The sequence below is a fragment of the Mucilaginibacter sp. genome (genome assembly GCF_028288185.1).
Taxonomy (GTDB): domain Bacteria; phylum Bacteroidota; class Bacteroidia; order Sphingobacteriales; family Sphingobacteriaceae; genus Mucilaginibacter.
This window is the reverse complement of record NZ_JAQBOF010000040.1, coordinates 195,770-211,401: the sequence shown is the minus strand read 5'-3', so window position 1 is coordinate 211,401 and position 15,632 is coordinate 195,770. Positions and strand designations below refer to the sequence as shown.

9 protein-coding genes are annotated in these 15,632 nt (G+C 39.2%); 3 read left to right on the top strand and 6 right to left on the bottom strand.

Annotated features, from left to right (window positions below; translation table 11 throughout):
• Window positions 1-2: 2 nt before the first annotated feature.
• From JWQ34_RS18670 to JWQ34_RS18660, 3 genes are all read left to right on the top strand, one after another.
• Window positions 3-791 carry an FHA domain-containing protein gene (locus JWQ34_RS18670; RefSeq protein ID WP_299359983.1) on the top strand — a complete coding sequence of 263 codons (789 nt, stop codon included), beginning with the start codon at window positions 3-5 and terminating at the stop codon, window positions 789-791.
• 5 nt (window positions 792-796) lie between these two features.
• The gene (locus tag JWQ34_RS18665) at window positions 797-2,089 is read left to right on the top strand and encodes a serine/threonine-protein kinase (RefSeq protein ID WP_299359981.1); all 1,293 of its coding nucleotides are present in this window, start codon (window positions 797-799) and stop codon (window positions 2,087-2,089) included.
• A 112-nt stretch (window positions 2,090-2,201) separates the two neighbouring features.
• Window positions 2,202-5,807 (top strand): BamA/TamA family outer membrane protein, encoded by a 3,606-nt coding sequence (locus tag JWQ34_RS18660; RefSeq protein WP_299359979.1) that lies wholly within the window; start codon window positions 2,202-2,204, stop codon window positions 5,805-5,807.
• Between the two features lie 95 nt (window positions 5,808-5,902).
• Here the strand turns inward: JWQ34_RS18660 and JWQ34_RS18655 are convergent, their stop codons facing one another.
• The 6 genes from JWQ34_RS18655 to JWQ34_RS18630 all read right to left on the bottom strand — a co-directional run bounded on the left by JWQ34_RS18655 (window position 5,903) and on the right by JWQ34_RS18630 (window position 15,604).
• Window positions 5,903-7,090, bottom strand: coding sequence for a VCBS repeat-containing protein (locus tag JWQ34_RS18655; protein ID WP_299359978.1), 1,188 nt, complete (start codon window positions 7,088-7,090; stop codon window positions 5,903-5,905).
• 21 nt (window positions 7,091-7,111) lie between these two features.
• Complete coding sequence (locus tag JWQ34_RS18650; protein WP_299359975.1) at window positions 7,112-10,204, bottom strand: PVC-type heme-binding CxxCH protein; 3,093 nt, start codon at window positions 10,202-10,204, stop codon at window positions 7,112-7,114.
• Between the two features lie 168 nt (window positions 10,205-10,372).
• Entirely contained in the window at window positions 10,373-11,215 is an 843-nt protein-coding gene (locus JWQ34_RS18645) for a sugar phosphate isomerase/epimerase (RefSeq protein ID WP_299359973.1), read from the bottom strand.
• 107 nt (window positions 11,216-11,322) lie between these two features.
• Entirely contained in the window at window positions 11,323-11,598 is a 276-nt protein-coding gene (locus JWQ34_RS18640) for a hypothetical protein (protein WP_299359971.1), read from the bottom strand.
• Window positions 11,599-12,401: 803 nt separating this feature from the next.
• Entirely contained in the window at window positions 12,402-13,505 is a 1,104-nt protein-coding gene (locus JWQ34_RS18635) for a PKD domain-containing protein (RefSeq protein ID WP_299359969.1), read from the bottom strand.
• 482 nt (window positions 13,506-13,987) lie between these two features.
• Entirely contained in the window at window positions 13,988-15,604 is a 1,617-nt protein-coding gene (locus JWQ34_RS18630) for a DUF6377 domain-containing protein (RefSeq protein WP_299359967.1), read from the bottom strand.
• Between the last annotated feature and the right edge of the window lie 28 nt (window positions 15,605-15,632).

Below are 15,632 nucleotides of genomic sequence, written 5' to 3'. Positions count from 1 at the left end.
TAATGAGCATATTCAAAATATTTGGACAGGATAATGATAGCCCCGGCGATGTAAAAGCGGTGCGCGATGCTTTGTTGCGCGGCATAAAAGAAAATCTTCAAAAATCTGAGGGCGGCGAGGGTCGCAATATCAAAGGCATTAACCTTTTTATAGCTGCAAGCGGTAGTGATAAACACATGTATGAGGCTGCCGTATATCAGGATGACCCTGAGAAATTTAAAGACGAGGTGCAACGTATTGCCGATGATTTTGACATAGGACTGCCCGACAATTGGGAAATGGAGGTAAACTTCGATGAAAAGTTTCCGCCCGAGGCTGTAAAATTAGCTGATATTAACGCGGCGCTGTTTATTCGCACCAAAGATCATGTGATCCAAAGATCAGGTTCAGCCTATATCAGGGTATTAAATGGTGAGGCCGAAAAATCTGTTTACCAGATCAAATCTGATGATGGCAAGTTAAATATCGGCCGCGAAAAAACGGCACAAGTAGAGGGTGGCTTTTTCAGGACTAACCATATAGCTTTCTCCGGCGACATTAATAATGAACACAACAAATATATCAGTCGGCAGCACGCGCATTTGGAGTGGAATAATGAAAAAGGGTGCTTTATGCTTTATGCTGACGAAGGCGGCATTCCACCCGGTAATAAAGTAAAGATACGGTCGGTGGCTAATGATAGCCTGGTAAAATTGCATTCGAGCCAAATAGGCCACCAGTTAACAGAAGGTGACCAAATTATTTTGGGCGAAACAGCCGTGATAGAATTTAGTTATAAAAAGAGGAAATAAGATAAATGAGCAAGGTGTTTACAATAATGGAAGGCTTGGAGAACATGGGCGCGTTACGCACCGGTGGTCAAGGCTCTGTTTATAAAGGCCGGCGCATAGGGCCTATCCTAAGCGCCGTGAAACTTTTACCTACACCTATTGCTAACGAGAGTCTTGACGACAAAAACTACAGAAAATTTGTAAGCGAGGTTGAAAAACTTAAAAAAGTAAACGAGGTAGCTAACCCCAACGTGGTTAAAATATTAAGCTGGGGCATTACAGAAAGCGGATCACTGCCTTTTATAGAAATGGAGTTTATAGAAGGTCCTGATTTGTGTGAGCTGCTGTCTGAACCGCACGAGAAAATTTTCAGTATAAAAGAAACCATTAAACTTGCCGACCAGTTGGCCGGAGCCTTGGCACATTGCCATAAAGTAGGCGTAAAGCACGGTGATATCAAAAGCAATAACATTAAATTTAATATTCATACGGGCAATTACGTGTTGTTGGATTTTGGCCTGTCGATCATGTCAGACGAGGAGCGCCGCAGCAGTATGCGCCATGCCGGCGCTATAGAATTTATGGCCCCCGAGCAGAATGAGGGCCAAATGCTTTTTCAAACAGATATTTACAGTTTTGGTGTGGTATTATTTGAGTTATTGGCTGGCAGCGTGCCGTTCCCGCTGCATGACAATGGAGAAACAGCACGAAATACGGTAATGATCGCGCACATGGAATCTCCGGTGCCCGATCTATTAAGTTTACGAAAGGAAAATCTGCCTAAAAACTGGACTGCAGCACAACAACAGCACGAAATGCAAGTGCCGGCCTGGCTTTTAAATATCATTTATAAATGTCTTGAAAAAAAGCCCGAGGATCGCTACGCTAACGGCATGTACCTGCAAGACGCAATTGTAGAGAACAGCGTTTCGGCAGGTAATACCGACAGTAATATAGTGGCATTAAAAACCGAAAATGAAACATTGCAAACAATACTGATACAGTTACAGGAAGCCGCACTCTTTGTGCAAAAATCAACCATAACAGTGCCCAGGTCATTGTTTAACGGAGGGATTGTATTTATAATAATACTGGTTGGTTTGAGCGTTTACGGCCTTTCTTCCAAAAAAATAGTATATCAGTCCAGCCCGCAAGCAACTACTGCATATGTGCCATTTATGTTTCGTTATACTCCTCCAAATACAACAGCAATTAATCAGACCAAAGACAGCATTGCAAAAGCGCGTAAATCAAAAGCACGGGCTCCAATTGTTAAGAAACGAAAAGCTAAAAAAAAGAAATTTCTTGGTCTATTTTAAATCGCTATTTACTGTATAAATTAGACCAAAACAATCTGTACATATCAAAACAAGGACACATGCCGCAGCCGGGTAACATTTTAAAGTTTGCTTATAAAGATAACAACCATTAATGAAAAAGCTTTTTTTACTATCCTTATTATTTGCCGCACTTATAACTCACGCGCAAGATTCTGTACGATACCGTATTATATTAATTGGTGATGCCGGCGAACTCGGCAAACAACAAAACGGGGTGCTGCAAAGCGCTGCCGGGAACGTTTTAAAAGGCAAAACTTCGGTATTATACCTGGGTGATAACATCTATCCAATAGGTATGGGGCTGCCCGGTAGTAAAGAAGAAGAAGGGACAAAAAAAATACTTCAACAACAATATAAACCAATGCGTGCGGCAGGCGCGCCCGTATATTTTATTCCCGGCAATCATGATTGGGACCGCATGGGGCCAAAGGGGCTGGCAAAAATAAAAAGAGAGGGCGAGTATTTAATGGAGCAAAAAGATTCACTATTAAAGCTGGTACCTGCAAAAGGCTGCCCTGACCCTACTGAAATCACTATAAACGATGACATGGTTGTAATAGCCTTCGACTCGGAGTGGTGGTTATATATTTACAATAAAGACAATCCCGATGCAGATTGCGATTGCAAAACCAACGATGAGGTTATTGACAGGTTTAGAGAACTATTATATAAGAACCGAAACAAGATCATTATCCTCGCAGATCATCACCCGTTTGAAACCTACGGGCACCATGGTGGCAGCTATATATGGCAGGATTATTTGTTCCCGCTAACATCAGTTAAAAGCAGTTTATATATCCCCCTGCCTGGTTTAGGTGCGCTTTATCCTCTATTGCGTGGCACTTTTGATAACCCCGAAGATAATGGCCACCCCTTATACAAAACCATGATCCAAGAGATCAATAGAGTCTTTAACATCGACTCTAACGTTGTTCGGGTGTCGGGCCATGAGCATGGCTTACAGTTTATAAACGATGGAGGTGTAATGCAGGTTGTAAGTGGTGCCGGTGCAAAGCAGGCCGTTGTTAAAAAAGGCAAGCATTCTTTATTCGCTTTAAAAGAGGCTGGCTATGTAACAGTAGACTTGATGATAGACAAAAGCATGAAGTTTACCTATTTTGCTAATACCGCCAAAGACAGCGTATTTAAAAAAGTATTCACTCACAATCGCCCATTTATTAAGGTGCATATCCCGGTTGAAAAAAGCGACCAGGTAATTAAAGAAGACAGCATTACTATAGCCGCCCATCCATCTTTTAATAATGTTGGCAAACTGCACCGCATTCTTTACGGCGAAAACTACCGCAAAGAATGGTCGGTAAAAGCAACATTACCTATTATAAAAATAGACCAATACCAGGGCGGGTTAAAACCAGTAGGCTATGGCGGTACTCACCAAACAAAATCATTGTTGCTAAAAAACGCAGCGGGTAAAAGCTATATCATGAGCAGTATTGAAAAATACCCTTTGATATTGTTACCACAGGCGTTAAGGCAAACTTTCGCAAAAGCATGGTTAAACGATGCCATGTCTGCCCAATACCCATATGGCGCAATAATGGCGGCAGAACTTGCAGCAGTTGTTAAAGTAAGCCATACCACCCCAACCATTGGCTGGGTGGCACCAGATACTCACCTGGGATTTTACGAAAAAGAGTTTGCCGGTAAAATATGCCTGATAGATGAGCGCGAACCGGGTAGCGATACCTCTATCAATACAAGCAATATGATAAAGTTGCTAAATGCTGATTATAACAACCGGATAGACAGCATAGAATTTTTTAAAGCTCGCTTGCTCGATTGGTTTTTGGGCGATTGGGATGAGCATGAAGACCAATGGCGCTGGCAAGCCAAAATAAGGAATGGGATAAGATATTTCACCGCAGTTCCGCATGATCGTTCTGAAGTGTTTTTTACTAACCAGGGTTTAATACCCCATATAGCTTCGCGGCAGTGGGTGGCACGTTATTTAAAGGGTTATAATGCAGGTTCTAAATCAATCAACGATTTTTATCTAAATGACCATATACTTAACACCAGGTTCATGACCCAAATTGGCCATGAGCAATGGATGCAGGTAACCCGCGCCTTTGCCGCCGCGCTAACCGATAAGGTATTAGAAAATGCTTTGCGCAAAATGCCATTAGCCATTTACCGCATACGGCATAAAGAACTACTGGCGCTAATGAAAAAAAGGCGGAACAGTTTGGTTGACGCCGCCGAAACCTATTATCGTTTTTTTAATCGCCGGGTTGATATTAAAGCAACAGACCTTAGTGAGAAATTCAGCATCAGGGATACCCTTAATGGCAATATAATTATTCAAACAACGGTATCCGCCGAAAAGAGTCGCAAAAATATTTTATTCTCCCGGATCTTTGATCCTAAGGTCACTAAAGAAGTGCGTCTTTATATCTCAAAGGGTGACGACAGTGTTTTTGTAGATAAAAAAATATCGCACATTAAAGTTAGAATAATTGGCGGTAACGGCCATAAACAGTATAATATTGTGAATGCAAGCCGAACGGTAAATGTTTATGAAAAAGTTAACTCTGCTACTTTTACAGGTGCCGCGCAAGGCCTGATTGATAAACATATATCTAACGACACATCAAACGTAGCTTATATACCTACCAATTTATATCATACGGTGATACCGCTATTAAAAATGGGGTATAATATTGATGACGGGTTATATGCCGATGCCGGCTTTAAATATGTTCACGAGGGGTTTCGGAAAGATCCGGGTAGTTCGCAGCAAGTTATTCTTGGCAGGGCGTTTGGCACACGGTCAACTCGTTTTAGTTACACTGGCGATTGGAGTAACGCAATTGATAAAGCCGATGCCGAAATTGCGGTAAAAGCCTATTTCCCTAACGTTATAAATTTCTTTGGATTGGGTAATCAAACCCCTTTTAATAAAACCGGCCAGTACCAGGACTATTACCGGGCCCGCTTTGGCTATTATACTGCCGATGCGACCTTACGCTTTCAAAACCTGGCCGGTACTACCAGTTTAAGAATAGGCCCGTCTGTACAATACTATAATTCCATCATCAACAATAATCTGCATCTTACCGGTAATACCAGTCTTATCCATTCTTACGATAGTACCACTATCAATAAAAACAAAATGCATTTAGGGCTTGTAGTTACTTATATAAATGATAAACGCAATAACAAGGCGCTTACAGATTGGGGAGTTTACGTAAACGTGCGAATACAAGCTTATGCAGGTTTAGGCAGTTCGGCGCGTACTTTTTTTCAGGCCATTCCTGAAGCAATTTTATATAAAAGTGTTGATACCAAATCAAACTTTGTTATATCTGAGCGGCTTGGTGGCGGTATCACTTTTGGGCAAACTGCCTTTTATCAATCCATGTTTTTAGGGGGCGAAAACAATCTGATCGGCTTCAAACAAAATCGGTTTGCAGGCCAGCAAATGATGTACAATAATTTAGACGCAAGAATAAAGCTAAGCGACTTTTTCCCATATATCACACCGGGGCAGTTTGGCTTTACAGCGGCATATGATATAGGGCGCGTATGGGTAAAGGGTGAACATTCAACCGAATGGCATAACGGTTTTGGGGGCGGCATGTATTTTTCACCGTCAGATATGGCGCTGTTTCAGGTTAAGGGAGGGTACTCCAAAGAAGGTTTTTATCCATATATTAATTTTAGTTTAACCTTTTAACTATCGCAATAAGGTAATTAATATAAGGTAAGTGTTAATGATAAAGTATTAGTAACTACCTTCAATCACCCGGCAAAAGTATCTATCTGGCCGGGCTAACTCTTTTTCTTTTTCATCATATTTTCGAAATAGAACACCCCTTTTTTATTCCCGATAACAATATCTTTCATTTTGTCCTTGTTCATATCCTGTATAACCACATGCAGGCCTACGCCTGATTCGTTATCAATTTCGTGCGCTATCCATGAGGGGTCTTTACCCGGCTTAAATTCAAACCAGTACAAAACGGCCGGTTCATGCGATCCCGGGTCTGTATTAGTATCGTTATGTGCAAACCAGCGTTTACCGGTTATCAGGTCTAAAGCTCCGTCTCCATTCATGTCTGTCAATGCTAATCCATGTGTTTCAGAAAATGCTTTACTAATCTCATGAAGCTTCCAGGTAACATTTCCTTGCGCGTCCCTAACCTGCTCATGCCACCAAATACCATATTTATGTGCCGATGCGCTGATCACATCATTATAGCCATCCCCATTCACATCATAAGCATACATTTCAGAGCAATCTTCGCCAAAGTCTGCCGGGTGGAGAGTCCAGTCAGGTTGTTTTCTGTCAACAGGAGCCTCAAACCAGCCACTTTTTATAATAATATCCGCCCGGCCATCACCATTAATGTCGCCTAAGCCCAGGCCATGCGAGAATTTATCTGTTCCGGGTGCTTTAGTTGCGCTAATGGGGTATCGTGTCCATACGGTATCGCCTTTTTTAACCGGCGGGCTCAACCAAACTATCTGTTTGGCATCAACATCCGCACAAAGTATATCTATACGGCCATCCCCGTCAACATCAACAAAATTTGGTGATTCATTACCCACACCCACATTATTCATAATGTCGTGTTTTTTCCAGTACCCTCCTTTATTTTTTGGATTCTCATACCAAAAAGCGGGCGTACCGGGGAAACCTATTATTACCTGGTCAACCCACCCATCCTGATTAACATCCATACCGCAATTTAAAAACGAGGTGCAGTAGTCTTTACCCGGATTATATATTTTACCCGGTGCAATTTCATGGCGTTTCCAATCAGGTGCCTCAAACCAGTATAGGCCGGCTATAATATCCATCTTTCCATCCCTGTTAACATCACCTACCGTTACCCCTTCAGAAATAAAGTCGTTAGTTAATATATGCTTCTTAAACTGTACACCGTCTGTTTGGCCGTAACCTAAAGTCGATGTAAGTGTAAATACTGCTACAAAGAAAATATTGAACCTGTTCATCTTTTTTTATTTAAGTGGATGTTAACTTTTGTGGTTAAGCAAGTAGTTTATAATGGCATTAAATTCGGTTTGCGACAGTTTATTCCTGAAATTATCCGGCATTAATGTAAACTTGGATGCGGTACGTTCGGCTACCTCACTTTTAGCTACCGAAAACTCCTGCCCTGAAGCATCAGCAAAGATCATTATAGCGCCCTCATCCCTACGATATAATCCAGCCACCACCTTGCCATCTTTTAGTTTAATGGTATAGTTTCTAAAAGCTTCAGAAATATTACGGTTAGGGTCTATTATTTTTGTAGCCAGGGCATTGGGGCCCCATTTACTTACACCATCCAGATTAGGGCCGATATTTCCACCTTCTGTGCCTATTTTATGGCATGGAGAGCAATTTTGAGTAAATACCAGGTGTCCGGCATCTAGCGATGGTAATTCTTTTGCTTTCGAATCTTTATTGTATAAGCCCATCATCATACCTATGGCCTTATTCCTTTCTGTGTTTACAGGCTCAACATTGGCCGTTAATTCATCATATTCCTTTTTTTGTTTAGGCGATATGTTAAACAACATTCTTTCTCCAACCTTGGGTTCAACCAACACTCGCGAAAATATTTGCCCCTGCCTAACTTTGCTAAAAACAAGGTCTTTGCCTTCAGGAGAACTAGCTAATGAAGTTACTATAGCCGATTGCAGATCAGGCGGCGCATTTTTAACTTCTGCTAAAACCCGATTAACATTGGTTAAAACCTGGTTTAAAGAAGACCCAGTAGAGCCTGTTAAATCGCCCAGTACGTTAGCAACTTTAATTTTAAACTCTAAAGAAGAAGCCGGATCCTGGAATAGTTTGGCAGCCAACTCGGCATTATGCTCCGGGTCAATTTTTAATAAAGCTCTTAATGCATCGGTTTTAGTATCAATATCAGCATTAGAGCCCGGTTCTAAAAACAACTTTACTTTAGGTTCAAGCGCGTGCACTTTATAATCTCCGGCTATGCCAATTGCAAATTTCTGCTTTACTAAATCCGGACCTTTAACCTTCATTGATGCCGGATATTTATTTGAAAGATTTTCTGCCAGTTGTATACCCCACTGCTGTAATTCTACTGTTTCTTTTCCACCCCTTCTTGCTATCCCCTGCTGTATTCCTCCAAAAATTATAAACTCAGACTCAACGTCAGCCTTTCTTTGCCTTGCATCAGCTATTACTTTAGCTATTTGGTCAATAGGTATAAACTCTGCTATTTGCTCATAAGTTATGGCCGTATTACCCGGTATAGGATACTTGCTAATATATTGGGCCAGGAACGCTGCTGATTCAGCTGATGGTACAGCAACTAATACATCGGCAATATTTGCCGCGCCCTGCTGTTTCCACTCTTTTGCAACTGCCTGCTTCATCAATTCATTATGTATTAAAAGATTCTTAATACAAAGCCTGGCCGTATAAATCAGGTGGGTATCGTATACGGGCATCTCTGGTCTTACTGCCAGTATAGCCTCAAGAGAGGTCATGCTAGGGTAATTTACCAGGTCTTCTATGGCGGCACGCGCTACATGCGGATCTTTATCTTTAACAGCATTTAATATAAGCTTGTAATTGTGTTCATTGGGTTTTTGCTCTAAAAGAATCCGCATGGTATGTAACCTTACCAATGGGTCCGCGTTTGCCGCTGATCGTTTTATTATTTTATCATTTAATGAATTTAAACGTTCTAATACCCATAATGCATGAATATACTTTAAAGAGCTTGTTGATTGTTTGTTAAGCAACGCCTTTAATGGTTCAACTGCCTGCATGCCAATACGATCTGAAAGCTGATCTGTCACCGTCATTCTAACAGAAATATTCTGCATATCAAGCGCTGATAGCAGTTCATCAATAGTTGCCGCGCTCCAATCTTTAATGGCATTATGCTGGCCTTTATAAGTGATCCGCCAGATTCTGCCACGGGTTTTATCCCGATGCGGGTCATCCAGAGGCACTTCGTAATGCCCTATTATGCTATTATAAAAATCAGCAATATATAAAGCGCCATCGGGGCCAAGCTTTACATCCACCGGGCGGAACCAGGGATCTTTGCTTTTCATAAAATCCGCTTCTCTTTTTCCTACAGGAGTAGAGCCTTTATTGATATATGAGTTTCTGTATATCCTGCTCGTTACTACATCTCCCATATAAAAATCACCACGATATTGTTCCGGGAATTGCACATCGTTATAATATGCTAATCCGGCAAGAGCGGTAGCTTCATTTTCAAGACGCTTCATATCAGGAGCGAAACCCATTCTGGTTGTCTTGCCAAAGCTAGGATAGTCGCCGCCCATTATAAGCTGATACAGAGGCGATGTATGACAATCTGTTGAATATAAGTAACCTCTTTCATCATAAGCTAAACCGAAAGGATTAACCCTGCCAAAAGTGGTTTGTTCAACACGGCTGCCATCCATACGAAACCTGAATGTGTTTCCTGACGTCATGCTAATGGAGTGCCCATCGCTACCAGAAGCTGTAGATTGGTTTGTAAATCCATGATCAGCATATATCCAGCCATCATATCCGCGTACAAAGTTGTTAACCATACCATGGGTATCCTTATGTCCAAACCCTGTCAATAGCGTTTTTTCCTTGTCAGCTATACCATCTCCGTTTAAATCGGTAAACCTGGTAACCGAAGGGATGCTATAAGCTATGGCACCATCATTTAAAGGCAGTATCCCTATCGGGATATTCAGTGTATCATTAAAATGAGTAAACTTGTCTGCCTTGCCATCATGATCCGTATCTTCCAAAATGGTCAAACGATCTTTACCCTTGTTTGGAGATTGGGCAGGGAATGGATATTCAAATGATTGTGTAACCCACATTCTTCCCCTGGCATCAAAAGCGATATTTATAGGCTTGCCAATATCCGGATCAGAAGCATATAGCTGTATCTCGAAGCCGGGAGGCAGTTTAAAGCCAAGGCGTTCTTCTTCGGGGGTACGCGCTGTTGTAGATCTTATATTATCGTTAAACAAAGGGCCGCTGTATTGGCTATCGTCATCTTCTTTGGCGACTTCAGCATCTTTAGCATTTGCGGCTACTATATCAGCCGGATTGCTCTGTTGCTGCATTTTATGAATTTTACAGCCTATTATTATTAAAAGGCATAATCCTAAAAATGTAGATAAACTTAAAATCTTCTTACTCATTTTTTTGTTTATTGATTGGTGGTTAATGGGGTATAAAAGAACAGCTAAACATTAAAGCTTCTTTCTTTGGTTGTTTTAATTTGATATATATTATAAATTATTTTTTAAAAATTGCAATCCTTTTATAGCAATATCTTCCTGCGAGGGTTCCAGCTTACGCCATATAGATGCTGCTTTTGCAATTACTTTAACATCAGTTGTAAATGATTCAATTACAATTTGTTTATCATAACCCAATTGATTAAGCGCGGCGCTGATTTTATCCCAATTGATATGATCCCCACCCGGCGTACCGCGGTCTGACCCGCAAGCGTGGAAATGGCCCAGTTTATCACCGGCACTCATAATTGCCTTATATGGATCTTTTTCTTCTATATTCATGTGAAAAGAATCCAGGTGCAGCAATAGTGCATCGCTATTAACATCCGCAATCATCTTTAGGCCCTGCTCGGCGGTATTAATAAAATCTGTTTCGTACCGGTTTAAAGGTTCAATAGCAAGTTTCACTCCTTTTTGTTCAGCATACGCTGCCAGCTTTTTTAAATTAGCGACCACTGCATCCCATTGAATTTTATAATCCTCTTCACTTACAGGCTCAGCCCGGCCCACAGAAGAATATAGAGGGCCAACAAGAATAGGGCAATCCAATACCGGCATTACGTCAATAACATCCTTTATATATTTGGCAGCTGTGTTTTGTTCTTCTTTTATTCCTCTGAGATCCCTACCGGGACCCATTGCAGCACAAATTGAACCACAAGTTAGGCCGTTTTTATCTAAGGCTCCTTTAATAAGTTTTGGATCTATATGTGACGCGTCTTCCAGTGCTATTTCTACTGAATCAAAACCCCATTTTTTAAACTTGGGGAATAATAAAATACTATCATTAGTAAATGGAGATGTAAATAAAAAGGTATTTATACCAAATTTCATTTTGAATTAGCTTATAAAAAGAGTGGTTTATATTGAAATGGTTAAGCCAAAGTTATTATTTTAATAATAAATAGTCATTTTAATATTATTGTAACTAATAAATTACATTATTTCTCTGTCTTAAAAATTGCGACCAGACGTAGGATGGCGTTCTTCATTTCCTCAACTTTATCATCCGGGATATATATGCCAAATACGTCTTTAGGGGTATTATTTACCCTTATATTTGTGTTAAAGTAGATATATAATTCTGAACGATTGTCGTTGTATCCAAACGCCCTGAAAGCATCCCAATGAATTTTATTGATGATGGTGGTTAGCCGTTTATTATCTATAGTTTGTTTTACCTGTTTGCAGGTTTCATCATCCAGATGCTGTAACACGATGAGATTATTGACCTTACTTATTGGATCTGATTCATAGATCCTTGTCTCCTCCCTAAACTTCAGAAGGTTATTGATAAAATCAATCGTTTCAGTCTTCGAGCGTTGGTACTGCGCGGATACCGAATGATAGACGACTATAACAATCAGAATGGATAACAAATACTTTTTCATCAAATAATATCTTTAGTACAATGGTGGCAACTTAGAGAAGAGGGTTAAGTCTGCCATCGCTATGATTTGTATAATTGTATGTTCATACAATTATACGTTTAGATTTATACGCGTTTTTTGCAGTTTAACTTGCCGTAATAAAAGATTGAATTGTGTATGAGTTTATTAGAACAAACATATAAAAAATCGAACATTCTATTAATTTTTACAATTGTATTAAGAATAAAAATTTGTAATTGATATGATTTGAATGTTGATCAAGCAAGTTGTATAAAGATCTATATGTATGTATTATGCTGATAACAGGAATGAAAACACTAACGATGCAGCAACAGGTTTATATTAACTTAAATTCACTCTTCGATGCATCGCATACAGGGACGCGTAAGCTGCAAGCTGACGGAAAGGGTTGGTTTTGAGGATTTTTATGATGATCTGTTTCTTTTAATTGAAAAAAATTAAATGTTTAGATAATGTGGCAGAAGATCAAAGCGATAATTATCCTAATCCATCGTTGAAATCATAATTTGTCCGCATCAATTGCGGTTTTTTCATTGGGTCAAAACAAGAATAGCTTAAACAATCAGGCTGTTATATTTTAATAGCCTGATTGTTTAAGCTTATTACGATTACTTATATAACTGAAACTCTGATACCTGCATTTTTGCATCGCCCCAATTTGAAGCGACTTTCCATCTATATTGAGAGAAGGGTTGCGGATTAGCTATTGAAAAGTAAAACAATTTCCAATACCGTTGCGCGTCAGTAGTGGCGCCCAGTGCTGTTTGCTGATCATAAAAGGTTTGGGTCATTAGCTGGGTATCTAAAATTGTCCAGTTTATACCATTATTCGATCCTTCAAAAGTCCATGATTTGGGATCTCTTTTGGGGAGATCGCCACAATTTCCAACGGCATACATTTTAACAACTATAGGTGATGCAAATCCGAATGTTGCAATGAACGGGTAAGTAAATGGTGTTGTAGTACCCATTAAAAACTTGGTGGATGTTGTATTACCATCAACCATTTTCGGGGAGTTTTCATTCAGATTACTCAAATTTTCATGGTTGGTGGTAAAGCTTGTTCTATTTACCGTTATATCTTGTGCAATGCCGCCGGGGGTAACCGTACGGCTAATTGTTGCAACCGAACCTTTTGTTGAGGTAATTTTTACCTTGACCGTATTAACAGAGTTTACTGCATAAGTTTTTAATGGAGCAGCCAACGCACTGGTAGTAGTAGGCCCCGCAGCACCAAAAAGACCCTGATCTATAAATGTCCACAAAACAGATGCAACAGGCGCCTTAACGGTTACACCAAACTGAAGCTGGTTAGCTGTACCTGTTTTTACAGCCGACATTTGCACTATACTATCCGGCTTAATAGTGATATCAACATATTTATGTGAAACATTACCTGTTGAAGAAACTGTTTTTAAATCAACTGTATAGGTGTATTTTTTAGTCGGATCGCCAGTATCCAGGTAGGTATGCGTAGGGTTTAGATCTGTTTTTAGCGTATCGTCTCCAAACCGCCATTCCAAACTGGTATGATTTTTTGCCAGGCTGCTAAACTTAAAAGTAAAGCCATCTGTAGGATCAGGCGTGATAGTGTAATCAGAAATAGGATTTACCGGCACATTTTCAACAGGAACTACCTGTCCGCTTTTTGAACAGGACATCATCGTCCCTATACAAAAAAGTAAGCCCATTGGCTGTAATAATTTTCTCATTGTATGTGTTTTGTTTTAAATTGGTTATAGGTTGCGTCAATTGGTTTGCACCGATAATTCAATATCCAGATACTATTACAAAGTTGTGTATAGTACAGTGCAAATTATTCGATTTTAGTGGTAGACCTAGCCTAAATCAAAAAAACATCGTACATAATAAACTATATATCAAATAGTTGCGTCTACAAAAATCAAAGAAAAATAGCTTGACCAGCCAGGGTTAAGAAATATTAAAATTATTTTTTTAAGCTCCAAAAAATAGTTGTTGAGGAATTAACCAATATATTTTAGAGGTTATTGATTTCATAGTCAGGATATAGAGGTTTTGGGTAAAAATCAAAAAAAATAACTCATAAACAACTAAATATCAAATAGTTGGTTTTTAAATATCAAAACAACCCATTTAAAATTTTGGCATTTTCAGTGGATTGAAAGTTATTAAAAATCCATAGAAAATGGCAATTAGTGAGCGCAACCGTTATTTAAGACACATTTGTTTCTAGGTCAACAAATTTTATGTCCATAATTACATCGTAAAAATCATTACCCTGTATAAGGGCCTTTGATTTAATTCGGTTCTTATAAGTATATATAGTGCTAATGGTAGTTTCTAGTATGTTAGCAATGGTTTGGCTATCTTTTATGCCTAACCGCATTAAAGCAAATACCCGCAGGTTGGTGTTTAATATTTCGTTGTCTTTTGGCCATATCTGGTCCTCGAGCTTCAACAATGAATTAAATGCGGTGATAAAGTTTGGGAACAGTTTAAGAAATATACTATCAAATGTGTAAAACAGATTTTCTCTTTCTTGCTTTATATCAATTTCTTTAGCCAATTGCAATAGCTCTTCATAGCTCTTTATTTTGAGCTTACGCTCGGTTTGCCTTTTAATCTTTTCGAGTTTTAAAATATAGCTTGATATGATATTAAAAAAATATCCTATATACTCCTCTTTAATATGTGTATCTTCTAAAAGCCTTTTGTTTATGTTATCAAGGTGTTGATACTTTTCTTGTACGACCGCCTCTCTTATCCTCACTTTTTTCAAACGCGAATAAACTATAAATGAAACAAATGCTATACCTATTAGCGCGGCACTAACAAGCCCTATCATAAAAGTTAAGGCTTGATTTTTTTCGATGGCAGTGTTTAATAGTTTTTTTGCAGCAACTTGTTCTAAAACAATTAACGTTTCTCCCTCATGCAGCTTGCTGCCATAGAACCGGGCCTGCTCAAGGGCTTCGTTTAATAAAAGCTCTGCATCAACCAGGTTTCCTTCTTTAAATAAGATATTGCCCAACGTAAATGAAGCAAGTGTTTGTTTTGTAGATGATTTGACATCGTAAATTGCAGCCAGTATTATCAATCTTCTCCTTTCGGGATCATTAACCAGGTGGCTCAGATCATATGCTGCCATTGCTCGTAGATGATAGTTAATAGTGTTATCACCCAGCACCCCATATAATAAACTAGTGGCTTGATTTTTCTTGCCTTGCAGGGTAAGTAGTTGAGAGTAGTATTTATTATACTCGTAAGTTCCTGGCTTATTTAAACGTACTGCCGAATCTAATGCCTTTATTGATTCTACCTGATTGGATGGCGAGTAAAACTCGTCTGTATTATAAGTAGCAAGGTTTCTAAGTGCCCTGTATTTTAAAGCATAATAACCTCGTTTAGTGCTATCAGGTAACATGTGTACATTAAGTCGGGCAATACAATCAAAAGTTTCTTTATACATACCCCACGATAGTTGAATGAGACCCAGCTTTATTTCACTTTCGTATTGTTTAGGCAGATCATGCAATTGTTTACTCGCCCCGAGTAACCGTACTATATAAACGTGCGCCGAATCGAATTGATAATTCTTATACTCCTCATGCAATTGATCAAATAAAGCATATTGAGCTCTAAAATCGTTTTTAGGGGTTATGGTCAGGGTTTGTTTAAGTTTATTTAATTGATGCTCCTTTTCACTGTCATAAATCTTCTTTTTTAAAATTTCAGATTTAAGTACATTTAAAAGGCTATCATCATTTTTTTGGCACTTAGCACTATTAAATAATAGAGCAAAAAATAATATGGACAATAAAACTTTCATAGCTCACAGGTTTAGATAGATTGGCTTA

Coding starts and splice junctions, on each gene's coding strand:
- JWQ34_RS18630 (WP_299359967.1), bottom strand. CDS start 15,604: ATGAAAGTTTTATTGTCCATATTATTTTTTGCTCTATTATTTAATAGT.
- JWQ34_RS18670 (WP_299359983.1), top strand. CDS start 3: ATGAGCATATTCAAAATATTTGGACAGGATAATGATAGCCCCGGCGAT.
- JWQ34_RS18665 (WP_299359981.1), top strand. CDS start 797: ATGAGCAAGGTGTTTACAATAATGGAAGGCTTGGAGAACATGGGCGCG.
- JWQ34_RS18635 (WP_299359969.1), bottom strand. CDS start 13,505: ATGAGAAAATTATTACAGCCAATGGGCTTACTTTTTTGTATAGGGACG.
- JWQ34_RS18655 (WP_299359978.1), bottom strand. CDS start 7,090: ATGAACAGGTTCAATATTTTCTTTGTAGCAGTATTTACACTTACATCG.
- JWQ34_RS18650 (WP_299359975.1), bottom strand. CDS start 10,204: ATGCAGCAACAGAGCAATCCGGCTGATATAGTAGCCGCAAATGCTAAA.
- JWQ34_RS18645 (WP_299359973.1), bottom strand. CDS start 11,215: ATGAAATTTGGTATAAATACCTTTTTATTTACATCTCCATTTACTAAT.
- JWQ34_RS18660 (WP_299359979.1), top strand. CDS start 2,202: ATGAAAAAGCTTTTTTTACTATCCTTATTATTTGCCGCACTTATAACT.